A 15,869-nucleotide genomic window follows, 5' to 3' on the forward strand; every position below is an offset into this window, starting at 1 on the left:
AGGTCAAGGGCGGGAAAGAGAAAGGTCCGGCCTGTTAGATGCCGTATTGCTTTCGCTTATGCCAAAGGGTGGCCTGGTCAATGCCGAGAATATTGGCGGCCTCTTGGAGGGTCTTGGTGGAGGCGACAACTCGGCGGATGTGATGTTCCTCGATCATCTTCAGGGAAACGTGGTCACCCAATTGGAGCGGTGGAGTATGCGGCGCGATGGACGCGGGAAGGTGCTCAACTTGAACAACATCACTGGCGCACAGGATCGCGGCTCGCTCGACCGCGTTGCGCAGTTCGCGGATATTGCCCGGCCACGCGTATTGGCGCAGGGCCTCAATGGCCGTGTCGCTGAAGCCTTTCAGCACCTTGTGGTTTTGCGCGCCGAAGAACTCCAACATGTTTCTCGCCAGTAGTTCAACATCGTCTGGGCGATCCATCAGGGGTGGCAAATCGATCTGAATCACATTCAGGCGATAGTACAGGTCTTCGCGGAAGCGTCCCGCCTGAACCGCCTTATCCAGATCCGTGTTGGTTGCCGCGATGATGCGGACGTCCGCGCGTCTCGTCCGTTGATCGCCCACACGCTCATACTCACGATCCTGTATGAAGCGCAGGAGTTTGGGTTGAAGCGCCAAAGGCAAATCGCCAATCTCATCCAAGAACAAGGTCCCGCCCTCGCTGGCGGCGACCCGACCTGGATTATCGCGGAGCGCACCGGTAAAGGCGCCTTTCACATGTCCGAAAAGCTCGCTCTCGATGAGTTCGGGGCTGAGTGTTGGGCATGAAATGGTTCCGAACGGCTTATCCGCCCTGTGGCTCCAACCGTGGATGGCGCGAGCCAGTACTGTCTTTCCCGTTCCACTGGGACCTCGCAGCAGGACAACCGCCTCCGAGGCGGCCACTTGCCGCGCGAGTTCCACAGCGCGTTGCATGCCGGGATGTTGTGAGGAGAACGAAACCTCCGGATGCAAACGCTCCAGGTCCTCCTTTAAGGTCGCTATTCGTTGCTCCATGCCGCGAACGGTTGCCACCCGTTCGGTGACCAGTTGGACCTGCTCGGGAGTGAATGGCTTGGGAATGTAATCAGTTGCCCCCCGCCGCATGGCTTCGACGGCGGTGTCGATGGACGCATAAGCCGTGATGACGACGATCTTGATCCAGGGGCATGCGCCGAGGATGGGGGGAATCAAGTCAAGGCCGTTTTCCGTGCCCAACCGCAAATCCACAAACGCCAGGTCGAACACCTGTCTGTCGGACTCCACCCGGGCGTCCTTTCCATTGCTGACAGCGGTCACGCGATGGCCGCGCGACTCCAAACAGACCGTGAGTGTCTTGCGGATATTGGCCTCGTCATCCACGATCAGGACATTAAGTCCTTGAATGTTGCTTTGACTTTTCGTCGTCATGGGCTATCACGCCTCGATCTCATCACATAAACAGTCCAAGTCCTGGCGTGCCTTTTGAAGAATCAACGCCGCACATTCCATGCAGTAGTTGTTCTTCGACATGTTCTCCTTGATGACCAGGCATTTGTCCCCCTGGCAGATAACGTGCTCCTGGTTCCGCGAGCAGTGTCTCCGCCGCTGGGCGGTTTCGAAGCAGACGGATACGAGAAGGCGTTTCAGCTTGGGCATCGGTTATCTCCTTGAAAGGCGCTCCTGAATTTGGGCCTGGACGTCGTCCCCGATCTGGTCGATCTGTTCCAGAACCTCCTCCAGCCGCTCCAGTGGGATTTCACCGCGGGTTCCGCCTTCCACCTCGAGGCGCTCGTTGACGGCTCCGTTCACGATCATAATGACTGCAGCGTAGTTGTTTGCGCTTCTGAGTTCTGGGTAGGCCAGAACGATGTTGCGGCCGTTGATGGACGCGCCGAGGGCGTTCAGAATCCGGCTGGCCAAGGCCCGGGAGCGCTCGTTGAGCCTTCGGCGGGCTTCCTGACGACGGCGCTGGGGCGTGACCGGTATCTCCCGGGGCTCCATACTCTCGCGGGTCCGTGCCTGAATGAGGCGCTGGCGGAGATTTTCGCGGGAAAGCCCAAGGGCCTCGGGGTCGAGACCGCGCCTTCGGAATTCCTGGACGAGGTCGTCGATCACAGCGTCATCCATCGGGTCGAGGTATTCCTGCTCGATGAAGTGGCTAATGATCTCGTTCTGCACCACCATGTCCGGCGTCAGGCGTCGCCGCCGGCCCGGCTCATCGGCCGGGGGACGCTCGTCTCCGGCTTCAAGCCAGCCTTGGATGAGTTCCTGGTCCTCCTGGTCGATACGTCGGAAATCCTCCCAATGTCGGTCGATGTTCAGGCCCACATGGGAGACCGCCACGCCCCGGTTGTCCGGGTGCTGGGGGTTGTTCTGGTGGATCACGCGCATGACCCTGCCGATGAACTGGACATAGGGCGATAGCGACCGGAAGGGCTGGAAGATTGCGGCGACGCTCAGGTTTGGATGGTCAAATCCCTCACCGAGCATCCGGACCTGGACGATGCAATCGATCCGGCCCCTGCGCAGGTCCTGGAGCACGTCCTCAATTTCCTCCGCCGGCATGTTGCTGTGGATTTCACGCGCCTGCAGACCACGCTCGGCGTAAAGGGAACGAACTTGGCGGGCGTGATCCACCGAACATGCGACTCCGATCAGTTGATGGAATGTACCGGTCTCCCGGAGGTGCTGAAGCCACTGGATGCTGGCGTCCACGATGGACCGGTTGCACTCGGGCGCGAGAGCCACACCCCGGCTGAACCACTCCTCGTCCCGGAGTTGAAGGACCTCTTCAAGCGTGTGCCGCCTGGCATCACCTCGATAGGTGAAGGAGATCTCCTCGGGCGCGACGTTTATCGCAGTGATCTGTTTGATGTATCCTCGCACCATGGCGGTCCGGAATGGATAGGCATAAACCCGCTCGCCAGAGATCTCGCGTCCGTCGCCTCTGAACGGCGTGGCGGTCAAGCTGACGACCTTGGCGTTGGGGAACCGCTCGAAAACCCGTTCCCAACTTCTGGCAACGTTGTGATGCCCCTCGTCCACCAGGATCAGGTCGAAGAAATCATCCGCGAAGGCCGGAAGCCAGCGGTCAGCCCGGCTGGCCAGTTGCTGGATGTTGGTAACCACGATGTGCGAGTTCTCGCAGTCGTGGATGTTCGCGTCCTGGCCGTCCAGGACGGCCGTGAAGGGGCCATGACTCACATCGGTCAAAACACGCGTGGAGGTCCAGAAGCATTCACGCCCGGCGACATCGAAGGCAGTGGAAATGCCCCGACGAATCTCAAGGTTCGGAGCAATCACCAGGACCCGACCCTGGGCGGTCTCAAAAGGCAGCAGGGCCATGAGGCCCGTCTTTCCGCAGCCCACCGGAATCTGAAGGATGGCGTGATCTCTGCTGTTCCGGAAGTGCTGGCGCGTGCGGAACCATCCCTCGACCTGGGGATCGCGCAGGTCAGGATTGCCCTGGATGAAGGGCCGTGTTGTATTGAAGAATCTGGCTATTTCCTCGTTAGTCATCTCTTTGTGAACCTTCCGGCTGATCTGCACCTAACTCTCGTCATGAAATCTCCCTATTCCCCAGCAACTTGAAAGGGCTCACAGGGGGGTCGTATTCGTTCCAGCGGCGTTGTCTTACATCCTCGTCAAGCAGGCTCCAGTCCGTTCTATTGGCATGGGAGTGACTTCGGCAATCCAGTCCGCCGGGAGCAGAAATGCCACATTGATCCGTCAGGATAAAACGGTCATGCATCGACTCAGAACCAGGTAAAGATTCCCAGAGGAACACCCTGAAACGATGGCCATCCACCGCTATCAGCGGCCGAAGTTTTTGTTCCCAGCCGGCGAGGTGGTCTGCAACAGTTCGGCCATCCGGCTTCTGTTTCGCAGCCTCCGCATGGATATCAATACGCCCTTGAAGCCTCGCATGTCCTCTTTGTCCCAAAACGTTCGAGCAGATGGTAACCGTGTCGAGGTAGCGTGATTCATGCGAGTTCAGCCAGGGGTCGATAAGCGCCAGGGATTTCGCATGACGCAATATCGGAGCAAGAGCGGCGCGGTAGTCGGCATCCGATTTGGTCAGAGACAATGTCCTCTTCCGTCTGCCGTTCCACTGCGCTGAATCCAAAGAGCCAAAGAACTCGACCAAGGCGTCGCATTCGCGGCCGCAACCGTCTATCAACGGTTGGCTCAGGACAATGGCGTGAAAGGGAATCCGGTCGTGCGAGTCGAAAGCCAGGTTCAACCATTCTTTATCATTGCCGGGATCGCCAGCCATGCACTTTGGGTGCCGGACCAGCCGATGCCGGTCGTTCAGTACCTTAAGGCACGTAAAGACTTTATCTTTCAACGCGGGCGAAAGCGTCGTTACCCGCTCCCCTGTTACATGACGTAACCATCGATCCTTATGGAGGTTTGCCAATAGGCCGTTTTCGGCTATCCCCCTTAAAAGTTCGACCAGAATAATGCTTGCTTTGCCGTCCGAGTTGGCTACGGATGCGTCGAATAGGTCAGGCGTCATGGCAAATTCATAAAGCACAGGCAGCTCCTCCTTCACGCAAACCGTTCCCGGTAGCCTTCTTCAAAGAAGCCGCCCGGCCACGCGTCCAGGAGCTGACCTTCTTCATCTAATTCCAGGTGGCGCACCGCCGACGATGTTCCTTTCGGCTGTACAAACAACACGCACACGTCCTTCGGAGTGATAGGTGGAACTCCTTCAGGCAGTTCGTCGTTGCTGGTTTCACGCATCCGACGCATTACGCGCAAAAGCAAGTGTTCGCTATGCGTTTCAATCAAGAACCTGTTCCTGCCTGGGCCAAGCGCAGATTGGATGAACACGTCTCCCAAGTCGGCCTGGAGCGCTGGGTGCAAATGGATTTCCGGTTGCTCGATGGCGACAATCTGGTTCCTCGAAGCATATGCGCCCACAAGGATGGGCATTACCTGACTGACGCCAATCCCCACGTCCCGATGGCTCACCACTGTGTTCGATCGGCGGTCGATCATGATCAGCTCATTGAGCTTGTCGATATCCGAGGAGCGGATAAGGTCCCGGATCTTCACCGCTTCCGCCTCCGGGTCCTTGACGACAGGATAAGCCCCGGTTGGCGTGGGGCTGTCGTCGTAATCTGGCTCCATATCGAGTTCAATTTGTTCAAGCCCATCGAGAAGCGGGCCCTCCAATTGATCAATCCCAACCAGGTCTCGCAAGATCAGTTCGTATGGTGTCTGGAGTCGGTCAGGCGCGGAGAGCCATTCATTAACCAGTTTCCGAACACTTGCGTCACGACGAATGACGTCCCACGCGTAGCCCCCGCCGGCATACCAGTTCGGATCGTGGTGCTGAGAAAAGGCCAGATGGCGCGGCGGATAAGACCGCAATGGACCCAAGTATCTGAGGCGCGATAGTTCGCCTGCGACCACCTGCCCTACGCCTCTTAGAATCTCGTCGATCTTGCGGGGAAGGAATGAACGTACTGCCGCGCTCAACTCCTCTTTTCTGCGGGCTTTGCTGATCGTAAAAAGTCTTGCCTGACCGCCCGGGCTGAAAACATTTGATTCCGCCAATCCGTCCGGCAAAAACTGCGTGCTCTTTGCCACCACCTCCGGGACAAGCTCGGCAATCGCCTCATCAAGGCCCTCAAAGTCCTCCGGGTGAATCGTTTCGGTCGTTGTAGAAAGCAGGACCATCGCCTTGATAACTTCCCGAAAAACAGGATGTTCGTGATCCAAGCGGTCGAGCTGAAGCTTACCGTCTCTGCGGCGACTCATCCGGAGAAGGCTCTGACCATCGGCGAGAAGTTCATAGGTGTGAATTTCAGGAATTGACTCCGGGAGCGGGTGGTCCTGATCGTCCAGGCCGATGCCAAGATTGAGGAGCATCGTGACCTGCTTCACCGGCGCGAAGAGCTCCGCGAGCCGGTCCTTGAATGAACTCGTATCCAGGTCCATGGCCCACTCGACCCGGCGATTGGCCTCACGCCTGTGGACATACTGGCGGAATCCACCCAGATCCACCGATTCGCCACCCACATTGGTGCGATGAACATCCAGATCGCCCGTTTCCTGCGCATGACGGGCGAGAATCATGCTGTGCAGCACGCTCGATTTTCCGGAACTGTTCGCACCATAGATCAAGGTCAAGGGACGGACGGGAATTCGCTGCGATTCTGCAAAGGCCTTGAAATTTCCGATTCGTAAAGCAGTCAACATGGTTGTCTCGTCCCCTTCCAGATCTGCAAAATATACGTGAGCCAGGAATCGGTCCGGAGTAGAAGGGCGCGGAGCTGTTCATCCGTCAATTCCGGATCGAGTTCGTGGACACGATTGAAAAAATCCACCAGTTTCACCAGCGCACGCGTGTCTTGAACGACAAAATCGGTCAGAGGCTCGTGGTTGAGGCCGCGACAAACGTACAGCACGCGCGCTCTTCGAGTCGGCCGCCCCTCGTGGAGCAGGTCTTTATCATCCGTCGATACCCATGAAAGCACGTGTTCGTCCGGGGCCAGGCGACGCAGCAAGTGGTTCCAGAACTCTCTCAACGAGGAAAGAATGTGCCTTGTGCGGTCGACGTTTCTTCCGCGCAGCGCATCGTGTGCGCCGATATACGGTCTCGCCAGTGCGGGATCGACGGCCTGTAGCAACCCGATACAGCCGGAGGTTTCTTGCTCCACTTCGGCGATCAACTGAACGACAGATGCATCATCCTCGTCCTCCGGCTCCTCCGGAACCCGGATCGTGTCTAATGCGTAGCCAGTGATGAAGACCTCACGCGTTGCGCCGGGCAGCGCGAACGTCGGTAAATAGGTCACATCCGGAAGGACACGAATGGATGCGGCCAGCCTTTCATAGGTCGACGTCACATTGCCGATCACGTCCTGGAACTTCAGGAACGCCGGCTCCGGTAATGCCATGGCTTGTCGCATGGCATCGAAGTCAATCCCGGCCAAAAGCCGCTCGGAGACAGTCATCCGATAGGCTATGTCACCGAGGGACAGCTTGGCCGCTGCCTGAAGCTGATCGATGCTGTCCTGCATCGGCCTGATCCCTTCGAGCCATGTCTGATGCGTCCGCTTGATATCCTCAAAGACGCGGCTTGATGCGGAGGCTTGGTCGATGAGATCTTGCCAGCGCTGATTCGCATGGACGATCTCGGCCAGATGTGAGGAAGCAAGTCCGGAAAGCTCGATGGAACGTGAGATCTCCAAGTGCTGACGCCTGATCGGCTCAAGCGCCCGCTCCATCTGTTCATAGACGCTCAGATAGGACGGCTTGAGAGCGCGGTTCAGGCGCTCCATGTCCTCCTGGATCTTCAGGTAGGCAGGCCGGAAATGTCGGAGATCGTCATCCATGCTACTTCCTTCAACGCCTCATTTCTTGCGCCGGTTGTAAGGTGATTGATTTGTCGGCTTGAGCGAGATGTCCTCTTCGCTCGCCTTGGATCGGATCGCGTCTTCCGTCCGTCCGAGTTTGAGACCGATCACCCGTGTGGGGGTGTTCTGGTCAACGAGTTTTTCTAACTGCTGAACCTGCTTGTCAGTCCAGGGTTTGCCGTGGTTTTCTGGCTTCTTGGGCATAATGCACCTCCATCAATCTTGGTTTGTTATAAAACCGAAGTCTCGCAGACCTTTGAGAGTGGCTTCGATGTTCGTGTCAGAAAATTCGTCCCTGCTCAATTTGGGCTCCCAATCCGGATGTCTCTGGATAATGTCCTTGACGCCCTCGACGGTGGCGGGCTGTCCAGCAGCCGTCAGTTCAAAGGTTGCGTCAAGGACAGTGGCCCATCGTTCGAGAGTGCGGTAGCCCCATCCCTTCATCTGGTCGAGCATCTCGTCAACTTTTGCCTTTGCCGGACCTAAGAGTTTCTGGGCTTGTTCGACGGCTTTGGAAACGGTTGCCCCCGGCTTTATGGGCTTTAAATCACCTTCGCCCCGGCAAAGAACTATCCACTTGCTTTTCTGAGCAAGGCTCAGGAACTTGTGGATTTCATCGTCAAGCGGCCCGGCGGCGCGCTTCATGAATGTCTCGGTGAGTTCGATCTCTGCCTTTTGCTGGACCAAATAAAAGAGCTTGGCGAGCTTCACCCTTCCCATGGGGCGGTCGGGCGCATGGCAACGGTCAGTGATGTACGCGGCCAAAGCTGCCTTGTTGTACATGTCATGGCCGGCATGGCGCTTTGATCTGATCTCTGGTGATTTACTCTGCGTTGACGGGCAATCAAGAGCTTTGGCCTGGGCTTCCATCTCTGCCAGGAGCTCCTTCATATGCGCCTCGCGCCACTTGGCCGTGAGGTCGCCGGTGAAGGCGCGGTGGAGTAGCGTTTCAAATAAGCTCTCAATTCTTGCTGCTATGCCGCGTCGCTTGTCCTGCAACGCAAGAACATCAAGAACCTGGCGGTCAAAGCTTTTGAGCAAACCTTGCGCAATCGGTTGTGGAACTCGGAGATTGAACACATCTGAATCGGTAACAGCCGGATAGGATGCTCCGCGGGCAAGAGTATTGAGTTGATCCGTGAACCACTTTAAGCGAGAGAGTGCATACAAGAATCCAAATCCAACTCCCGACTTCGCCCTCAAAACACAGAATCCAGTGCTACAAATCTGGTTGTTGTATTCGGCGGGAACGAGTGCCGTTGCCCGAAGGTATGGGCGGACGGTTGACACAATCACATCGTTGGTCTTAATTACTTGTCGCGCCCTGCTTGGAGCTTCTGCGCCTATCAATGTCTTAGCAATCGAAATGACCCCCAACTGACCGTCTACGCCCGCGATGTCTATGTAGGTGAACGGATCATCCGGTTGGCCTGTCGGGTCTCTCCTTTCAATTGGGGCAACCATTTCGTCAATGGGCGCGATCGGCCAGCCCTTTGGATTCGTGGCGGGGTCGCCAAACATCTTATAAAAGAGCGCGGGGAGAATCCGGGCAGCTTTGGCATCTGCATCAGCGCGCTTCTTGCGCAGCGCATCAGCCTGATCGAGTATTTCGACAATGCGGTGTTGCTCGAAGAGAGGAGGCAGTGGAATGCGGTGCTTCCAGAACTTCGTCATTATGATGCGAGGCATCTTTACGCCAGCGACAGCCACATTAGCGAATCCCAAAAAATGATTTGAGCGCAGGTAGTAGGTTAAGTAGCGACGATCAAGAAGGTCTTTGCGAGGCCTAAGTGGGACCAACTCTGTAGTCGCAATTCCAGGTTCCGTTGGGCATATTACTTTATTGAGGTATGGACGAAGCTTTGAATAGAGGACATTGCCATCATCAAATACATTAGTCGACGTTCCAGCCGCAGATGCGGGTGCGATTTTCTTGTTAACTATATTTCCCGTATGGCTTTCGACTTGGTCCAATGTTAGATGCCATACCGGTTCATCTGGCGAGAACCGAATGTTTGGCGTTTGCGCTGGCGCAATCTCTTTGAGAGGTACTGTTGGCCACCTCATTCGACTGCCTCCACTTCCTGGAGTAGTTTCTCCAACCCCCCTGCAATGTCACGCTCGATGATGAGAGTTTCCCGGATGAGTTGCGCAGGGTCGTCATCCGGTGCCTTTTCTGCGATCTGCGGCTTATAGCGGCCGGCGGCAAGGTTGTAATCGTTTTCGGCAACAAATTTGATGGTTGTCCACCAGCAGCGAGGCTCGTCGCTTCCGGGTTGCAAAAGGGTTCCGGCTTCGACACCCGGCGGATTCAAGAACTTCGATTGCTTGTAGGCCTTCCACTGATTAAGAAGATCAGGGATGTCGTTCCGTTCGGGGGTTTCAGGTCTGCCGCCACCGGAAATCTTGTCCGGGTCGAAACCGTCCGCACGCACATCGTAGAACCAGACCTTTTCCTTATGCTTGGTCTTTTTGTCCTTTTTTGCGCCCGAAGCCGGCCTGCGAAAAACGAGGACCCCGGTCTTTACGCCCGCGTAGGGTTTGAATACTCCAGCAGGCAGGGAAACCACGGCCAGCAAATCGAAATCCTCGACCAGCTTCCGCCGGAGCTCCACATGCGCCGAGGTCGAGCCGAAAAGCAATCCTTCGGGAACCACAACGGCGCAATGGCCGCCCGGAGCCAGGGCCTCCATCATCACACCCAGAAAGAGCAGCTCGCTCTTCTTGGAGTTGGTGGGGAGGTCCTTGCGGATGGATTCCTTGGGGAGCACACCGGCAAAGGGTGGATTGGAAAGGATCACTTTGTAGCGGCGGTTCAGATCGTCCTCAGTGAGACCGCCCATATCGGAAAGCGTATTGGCACGCTTGACGTTGGCCTGACGGATGCCGTGCAGCACCAGATTCATCATGGCGATGCGCATCATCTGGCGCGATACATCGATACCGTAGATGGACCGCTCCAAAAGCTCCCAGTTGGGAACCTTTTCGCCTGGACCCTTTCGGTAGGTCTGCAACGTCGGGATGTCCTTCTTGGCCTCTTTGATGGACTGGTCGCGCTTTTCAAGCCACTCTTCGCCGTAGATGGGTACTTCCTGAGGCTCGGTCGAGTATCTGGCCAGGATGTACTCGACGGCATCGATCAGGAAGCCGCCGGTACCGCACGCCGGGTCATAGATCGTATCCCCGAGGTTGGGGTCCACCATCTCGACCATCATGGTTCGGATCTGGCGGGGCGTTCGAAATTGGCCATTCAGAGCGGACTGCCCCAGGTGGGTCAGCATGTACTCGAAGATGTCGCCCTTCACGTCAGTGCCGAGCTTGGCGAAGTCGATACCGTCGATCTCGTCCACCACTTGCTTGAGCACGTTGGGGTCAACGACCTCAAGTACGGCGTCGCGGAAATACTCGGCGATCTGCGGCTCCTCCTTCACCAGCGAAGCCATGTAAGGAAAAACGTGGTCGCGCACGAAGTCGCGCAGGTCTGTGCCGCTCTTGAAACGCCACTTGGACCAGCGGAAACGCTCGGCCTGTTTCGGGTAGAGCAGTTTGCCGTTTCCATTGATTTGCTTGCCCATGAGCCGGGCCTTGAGTTCGCGGCTGGATTCCTCCTCGTCGAGCAGCTTGAGGTAAATCAGATACGAAATCTGCTCGATATAGGTAACCGGATTGGTCACACCGCCGGCCCAAAGGATGTCGGTGATCCGGTTCAATTTTCTGCGCAAATCCTGGTTCATCGCTGCTCCTTATGCGACCTTCTTCATGAAGACCGAATCGTTCAAATCCTGGATGATTTCCTTGAGCCCCCTCTCGCCGAAGAGCTCAACGCCCAACTCTGCCGCATTCAAAATGGAAAGTGGCGGCTGGAACAAATCCTCCAGCTCGATGCGGCCGCGGGCGATGCCGCGGTTCTTGAGGAGTGATAGATACTGCGCCTGCTGGGGTGTGATCGATTTTGCGACCAGCCATGCCTGGAAATTCTCGGTCAATTCCTCTTCGCGGGGTTTGATCTTGAGGCTGCCAAGAGCGGCCTTGATAAAATCGATCAGGTTGCCGCCCGGCTGGCGGTAGGCCCGGCGAAGGTTCTCCTCGTTGAAATACATCTCCGGCCGGTTTAACCGGTCAGCCAGCGCCCTTTCCTCGTCTTCGGTGAGCAATTCTCCTCGCCGGACCTTTTGGATGATCGGGTCATCTTTCACGGCGGATTGAACGCTGGTCTCCCAATTGGTGACATAGTCGCGCTTGTCGACTCTCTCACCCTCCGGCCCCACCTCGACATAGGTAACCGCGTGAAGCCACTCGTCCTCGAGGCCAAGCTCGACAAGATCGCCTGGCGGTTTGGGTGGTTTGCGTTCGCCGCCAGGAGCATGTCCGCGACCGATGCCGGTGAAAATGTCGGTATCGCTATCGTTGAAGTAGTCGTGGTTACCGAAGAAGTCGTAGATGACGAATTTTTGCTTCTGGATATGATCTGCCGTGCGCGTTCCGCGCCCCCTCATCTGTTGGTAGAGGATGGGACTGCGCACCCGGCGGCACATTACCAGGTGGAGAACTTCCCGGCAGTCGAAGCCGGTATCGAGCATGCCGACGCTGACGGCTACCTGCGGATACTCCTCGCGTTTGAACTTGCGGATGAGATCGTCGGCGTCCGCAACGTCGCTCGTGATAACCTCGGCGTACTGACCCTTGAGTTCAGGATGCAGTTCGTTCAGGAAATGAGCCAGCCTCGCGGCGTGGTGCTTGGTGATGGCAAAGACTATAGTCTTGCCAGGTCCGGTCTTTTGACCGGGAGCCAACTCTTTGAAGTTCTCCCAGGCGAGCCGGTCGAACTCCTGCATCATTTTCTTATTGGAGTCTTCGTTCGTCCATTTGCGTTCAAATTCGGACGGGTCGTATGTTTGCTCATCGACCTCCGCACCTTCAGCAAGGATTTGGGTGATGCCGGTGGCAAATTTGTAAGGCACCAGAAAACCATCCCGAAACGCCTGCAGGATCGGAAAGGCGAAATCCGGCTGGCCGTCGCGGCACTGATAGAATTGGAAAGTGTTCCGCTCGATATAGGCCGAGGGGGTTGCAGTCAGCCCTATGTGAAGCGCATCAAAATGCGTGAGCGCGGTCTGCCAGGAGCCATAGATGGAACGGTGGCATTCGTCGGCTATGACCACGTCGAAATAGCCACTGGTGAATTCCGTGTAACGACTGATCATCGTCTGGAGCAGACAGACCGTAATCTGTTGTTCCTGCCGGACCATGCCCGGGCGTAACCAGTAGCTGCTGTGCTGGTTCAGAATGTCCTGAATGGCTTCGAGCGCCTGTTTGGCGAGCTGCTCCCTGTCTACCAGGAATAGAATGCGCTCGGCGCGTCCGGACTGGATGAGCCGCTTGATATAGATGGATACGAGATCCGTCTTGCCTGTGCCAGTGGGTAGTTCAATCAGAAAGCGGCGCTTGCCGAGCTCTACAGCGTGGTCCAGAGCCTGCATGGTTTCACGCTGGTAGGGCCGCACCTGCCGGGTCTCGCCTTGGCGAAGGTAATACTCGGGGATCTCTATCGTCGCGAGCGGCTTGCGGGTGGCACGCATTTCCACCAAGCGCTCAAGATCGCGGCGGGAAAAGAGCGAGTTGACGATCCGGGCGTCGTCGTTGCCGTAGTCCCAAAAATAGATGAGTTCACCATTCGTAAGAAAGATGAACGGCGAGCCGATTTTTTTGGCATATGGCAGCGCCTGTTGTTTGGCCGTATATGGTTCTATGGCCGTGCGCTTTGCCTCTATGATGGCAAGCGGGCGACCGTTCCGAGACAACATGAGATAGTCGGCACGTCCACCCTCAGGCAAAGCATGTTCGGTGAGCACCTGCGACTTGTCGGCGGGGTCCCATCCCGCTTGGCGGAGCAGATCGTCGATGACAATCCTCGCATCTGCTTCAGTTGAATAATCCTTCACAGGCGCTCCTCCTGAAATTCCAGCCGATCACTGCCACTCGGGAAAGTAATCCGCAAGATTCGTGTTTCTGAAATAGACCTCGCAGACCAGGCGTCCTCGGTCGATCTTGTGGGCCGTCCGGAGTTCGACTTGCTTGCCATCGATGAGCTTTGACAACTTGTCCTTAGCCGCTTGGCCTCCATAGGCGTGAAGCTCCGGGGCATCGTAGCCCGCCGGGCGGACTCGGGTACCCGTCTCACCGTTCCATTTCCATAAAGGGTTGACCTCGAAAGTATCTCCGTCGATGATTGATGTGACCGTAAATGTTGGCATGGCTGCTCCTTTCTGGTTTCGGACCCTTGATTGGTCTGTCTGTGTCCGATATAAAGCAAAGCCCATGCCACTTCCCGGAGTGAGCGGCAACCCATTGTTATCACAAGTGTTAGTATCCTTGTCGTTATCCCTGGCATCATCTTATCCTTCAACCCAGATTGAAACATCTTAAACCCTGGTTTAAGTCTTTGGTCTCGATTGCAAGAACTTGTGCACCGCCTGCGGCGTGATCCCAAGCATTCGAGCCGCTTGGCTTTGGTTGCCGTTGGCTGCTTCAAGCGCACGGAGAATCATTTGCTTCCGAGCGCTCCCGAGAAACTCATCCAATGAGAATCCCTCGTAGGGCTCGGGAAGTGCATCCAGTGGGTCCGCGTAGGTGACCGGTTCCGTGATTAGGAGGTCGTCTGCGTCCAAAACATCATTGCGGCAAAGACGAACAGACCTCTCGATGACGTTTTCCAAATCGCGAACATTCCCTGCCCAGTTGTGAGATTGCAGCCTGGACAAGGCTTCCGCCGACAACCTCTTGGCTCGTCGCAAAGAGCCATTCAATCTATCGAGAATGTGAAGCGCCAGTTTGGGAATGTCAGAGCGTCTTTCACGGAGCGGAGGAAGTTTGATTTCGCCGACGTTGAGCCTATAAAAAAGATCTTCACGGAATTTACCTTGCCTCACCAGCTTGCGTAAGTCCCGATTCGTTGCACCCACAATCCGCACGTCAACCTTATGCGCCTTGGCTTGTCCAATCGGCTCCACCAGTCCATCTTGCAGAACTCTCAGCAACTTGGCCTGTGCGGGTATGGGAAGCTCTCCGAGCTCATCAAGGAAAAGGGTCCCCTTATCCGCCGTATCGAACTTGCCAACCTGGTCGTTGATCGCGCCAGTAAAGGCTCCTTTCTTGTGACCGAACAGCAGGCTTTCGACAAGGTCTTCTGGAATCGCTGCACAATTTACAGCGACAAAGGTCTCTCGCGGCCTTCCACTCAATCGGTGAATGTACCGTGCGAATAGCTCCTTGCCGGTCCCTGTCTCGCCAAAGATGAGAACCGGGGCCTGTGATGGAGCCAGCATCGCACCCATCTCGAGTGAACTCTGCATCGCGGAGTGATCTCCTACAATGCCAAGCTGCACTCTGACGGAATCAACATCGGCTTGGCTCTCTTCAACAGGAATCGATACATCCTGGAACCTGACGGTAGGGAACTCACGCGAGGACAAATCCACCTCGGTCACGAGCGGGTGTTGTTTTGTTACAAAATGCGGTGGTCGCACATGGAGGATGCGGGCGGGAATTTCGCCGGAGGCCGTAAGGAGAACCCAGCAGGCATGCATATGGGGCGTTCCCGACGCGACTGCGACAAAGAAGCGTGCTGAAGAAAAATCCTCGATGATGCGATGAAGATGAGCTCTGAGCCCCCTGAATATCTCTTGGTAATTCGTCGGATCGGCAAGGTTGATTTCGAGAACGTGAACCTCGCTCCCGTGATGGATCTTCTTGATAGCGTCCTTTGTTTCCCCGGTAACCCGCTGCGTGCTTGGGGTATCGAAGAGAAATATATGATCGAATGAGCGTGTGGATAGGAGGGAAAGGATGGGTCCAGGCTGTTCCTCCTGGTCAACCAATCCCTTGAAATAAGGGTCATGAAATCCTGTAAATGTCAGCAGAACATCCATCATTTCTTCCCCGTATCCGAATTCTGAGAATCGGACTCCGCTGCTCCCCCTGTCTTTACCCACTCGTCCACCTCTTCCTTGCGGAATTTCCAGAGGCGGCCCATCCGGTGCGCCGGCATTTGCTTTTCAGATATCCATTTGTAGACCGTATCCCGCTTGATGCCGAGATAGGCCGCGATCTCATCTACGGAAAGCCATCGATCTTCCATTACTGACTCCAGTCGCACAGGGTCTCGTCCCATCCTGAACGGCCTCAGTCCTTCGGTTATGCCAAAAGCCCGGTGCAGGATAGTCCCATTGGCTTCCATCCGGTCCGAACAGAACAAACTGGCATATATTATACGAAAGTCGGAGTGCGTGTCAAAGGGTTTTTCCGAGTTTCTCCTGGGATAGACAGGGAACATCGTATCCCCCTTAGACGGATACGCTGTATGACGATGAAGCGTTATCAAGAACTAAAGAAGATGTGGGCTGGGGGTACCCCCAGCCGGAGACATTCTATGTCCAGATTGTCCGACAAAAAACTTGAATTAAAAAGACCCTCGTGTAAGGTGTTGCTCGCCAAAGTAACTCCTTTACAACAGAGGGCCTTCGAATGCATCA

13 protein-coding genes are annotated in these 15,869 nt (G+C 56.1%); all 13 read right to left on the reverse strand.

What is annotated here, in order from left to right; all coding sequences use genetic code 11:
• Positions 1 to 34 precede the first annotated feature (34 nt).
• The 13 genes from ACQ9LF_RS03515 to mads1 all read right to left on the reverse strand — a co-directional run bounded on the left by ACQ9LF_RS03515 (position 35) and on the right by mads1 (position 15,475).
• Positions 35 to 1,396, reverse strand: a complete 1,362-nt coding sequence (locus ACQ9LF_RS03515; protein ID WP_462487978.1) for a sigma-54-dependent transcriptional regulator — start codon at positions 1,394 to 1,396, stop codon at positions 35 to 37.
• Positions 1,397 to 1,402: 6 nt separating this feature from the next.
• Positions 1,403 to 1,624 carry a hypothetical protein gene (locus tag ACQ9LF_RS03520; protein ID WP_462487979.1) on the reverse strand — a complete coding sequence of 74 codons (222 nt, stop codon included), beginning with the start codon at positions 1,622 to 1,624 and terminating at the stop codon, positions 1,403 to 1,405.
• A gap of 3 nt (positions 1,625 to 1,627) precedes the next feature.
• A complete protein-coding gene (locus ACQ9LF_RS03525; protein ID WP_462487980.1) occupies positions 1,628 to 3,487 on the reverse strand; it encodes a DEAD/DEAH box helicase in 1,860 nt (619 codons plus the stop codon).
• 40 nt (positions 3,488 to 3,527) lie between these two features.
• Complete coding sequence (locus tag ACQ9LF_RS03530; RefSeq protein ID WP_462487981.1) at positions 3,528 to 4,523, reverse strand: hypothetical protein; 996 nt, start codon at positions 4,521 to 4,523, stop codon at positions 3,528 to 3,530.
• Positions 4,520 to 6,178 carry a DUF3696 domain-containing protein gene (locus ACQ9LF_RS03535; protein WP_462487982.1) on the reverse strand — a complete coding sequence of 553 codons (1,659 nt, stop codon included), beginning with the start codon at positions 6,176 to 6,178 and terminating at the stop codon, positions 4,520 to 4,522. The genes ACQ9LF_RS03530 and ACQ9LF_RS03535 overlap by 4 nt, the downstream gene beginning before the upstream one ends.
• Complete coding sequence (locus ACQ9LF_RS03540) at positions 6,172 to 7,317, reverse strand: pPIWI-associating nuclease domain-containing protein (RefSeq protein WP_462487983.1); 1,146 nt, start codon at positions 7,315 to 7,317, stop codon at positions 6,172 to 6,174. Before ACQ9LF_RS03540 ends, ACQ9LF_RS03535 begins: the two co-directional genes overlap by 7 nt.
• An 18-nt stretch (positions 7,318 to 7,335) precedes the next feature.
• Positions 7,336 to 7,542: a hypothetical protein gene (locus tag ACQ9LF_RS03545; RefSeq protein ID WP_462487984.1), complete on the reverse strand. Its 207-nt coding sequence runs from the start codon at positions 7,540 to 7,542 to the stop codon at positions 7,336 to 7,338.
• Positions 7,543 to 7,554: 12 nt separating this feature from the next.
• Complete coding sequence (locus ACQ9LF_RS03550) at positions 7,555 to 9,405, reverse strand: restriction endonuclease subunit S (RefSeq protein ID WP_462487985.1); 1,851 nt, start codon at positions 9,403 to 9,405, stop codon at positions 7,555 to 7,557.
• On the reverse strand, positions 9,402 to 11,072 hold the full coding sequence (locus tag ACQ9LF_RS03555) for a type I restriction-modification system subunit M (RefSeq protein ID WP_462487986.1): 1,671 nt from the start codon (positions 11,070 to 11,072) through the stop codon (positions 9,402 to 9,404). Before ACQ9LF_RS03555 ends, ACQ9LF_RS03550 begins: the two co-directional genes overlap by 4 nt.
• Before the next feature lie 9 nt (positions 11,073 to 11,081).
• Positions 11,082 to 13,280 carry a DEAD/DEAH box helicase family protein gene (locus ACQ9LF_RS03560; protein WP_462487987.1) on the reverse strand — a complete coding sequence of 733 codons (2,199 nt, stop codon included), beginning with the start codon at positions 13,278 to 13,280 and terminating at the stop codon, positions 11,082 to 11,084.
• Positions 13,281 to 13,307: 27 nt separating this feature from the next.
• Positions 13,308 to 13,592, reverse strand: a complete 285-nt coding sequence (locus ACQ9LF_RS03565) for a thermonuclease family protein (RefSeq protein WP_462487988.1) — start codon at positions 13,590 to 13,592, stop codon at positions 13,308 to 13,310.
• Positions 13,593 to 13,772: 180 nt separating this feature from the next.
• A complete protein-coding gene (locus ACQ9LF_RS03570) occupies positions 13,773 to 15,269 on the reverse strand; it encodes an RNA repair transcriptional activator RtcR family protein (RefSeq protein ID WP_462487989.1) in 1,497 nt (498 codons plus the stop codon).
• On the reverse strand, positions 15,266 to 15,475 hold the full coding sequence (gene mads1, locus ACQ9LF_RS03575; RefSeq protein WP_462487990.1) for a methylation-associated defense system helix-turn-helix domain-containing protein MAD1: 210 nt from the start codon (positions 15,473 to 15,475) through the stop codon (positions 15,266 to 15,268). Before mads1 ends, ACQ9LF_RS03570 begins: the two co-directional genes overlap by 4 nt.
• Positions 15,476 to 15,869: the final 394 nt, after the last annotated feature.

Origin of the sequence: Anaeroglomus insulsum, from assembly GCF_050689095.1 — a bacterium.
GTDB classification, from domain to species: domain Bacteria; phylum Planctomycetota; class Phycisphaerae; order Sedimentisphaerales; family Anaerohalosphaeraceae; genus Anaeroglomus; species Anaeroglomus insulsum.

Excerpts from the sequence above, each read along its gene's own strand:
- ACQ9LF_RS03515 (WP_462487978.1), bottom strand. The coding sequence starts at position 1,396 with ATGACGACGAAAAGTCAAAGCAACATTCAAGGACTTAATGTCCTGATC.
- ACQ9LF_RS03520 (WP_462487979.1), bottom strand. The coding sequence starts at position 1,624 with ATGCCCAAGCTGAAACGCCTTCTCGTATCCGTCTGCTTCGAAACCGCC.
- mads1 (WP_462487990.1), bottom strand. The coding sequence starts at position 15,475 with ATGGAAGATCGATGGCTTTCCGTAGATGAGATCGCGGCCTATCTCGGC.
- ACQ9LF_RS03555 (WP_462487986.1), bottom strand. The coding sequence starts at position 11,072 with ATGAACCAGGATTTGCGCAGAAAATTGAACCGGATCACCGACATCCTT.
- ACQ9LF_RS03525 (WP_462487980.1), bottom strand. The coding sequence starts at position 3,487 with ATGACTAACGAGGAAATAGCCAGATTCTTCAATACAACACGGCCCTTC.
- ACQ9LF_RS03545 (WP_462487984.1), bottom strand. The coding sequence starts at position 7,542 with ATGCCCAAGAAGCCAGAAAACCACGGCAAACCCTGGACTGACAAGCAG.
- ACQ9LF_RS03550 (WP_462487985.1), bottom strand. The coding sequence starts at position 9,405 with ATGAGGTGGCCAACAGTACCTCTCAAAGAGATTGCGCCAGCGCAAACG.
- ACQ9LF_RS03540 (WP_462487983.1), bottom strand. The coding sequence starts at position 7,317 with ATGGATGACGATCTCCGACATTTCCGGCCTGCCTACCTGAAGATCCAG.
- ACQ9LF_RS03565 (WP_462487988.1), bottom strand. The coding sequence starts at position 13,592 with ATGCCAACATTTACGGTCACATCAATCATCGACGGAGATACTTTCGAG.
- ACQ9LF_RS03570 (WP_462487989.1), bottom strand. The coding sequence starts at position 15,269 with ATGATGGATGTTCTGCTGACATTTACAGGATTTCATGACCCTTATTTC.
- ACQ9LF_RS03535 (WP_462487982.1), bottom strand. The coding sequence starts at position 6,178 with ATGTTGACTGCTTTACGAATCGGAAATTTCAAGGCCTTTGCAGAATCG.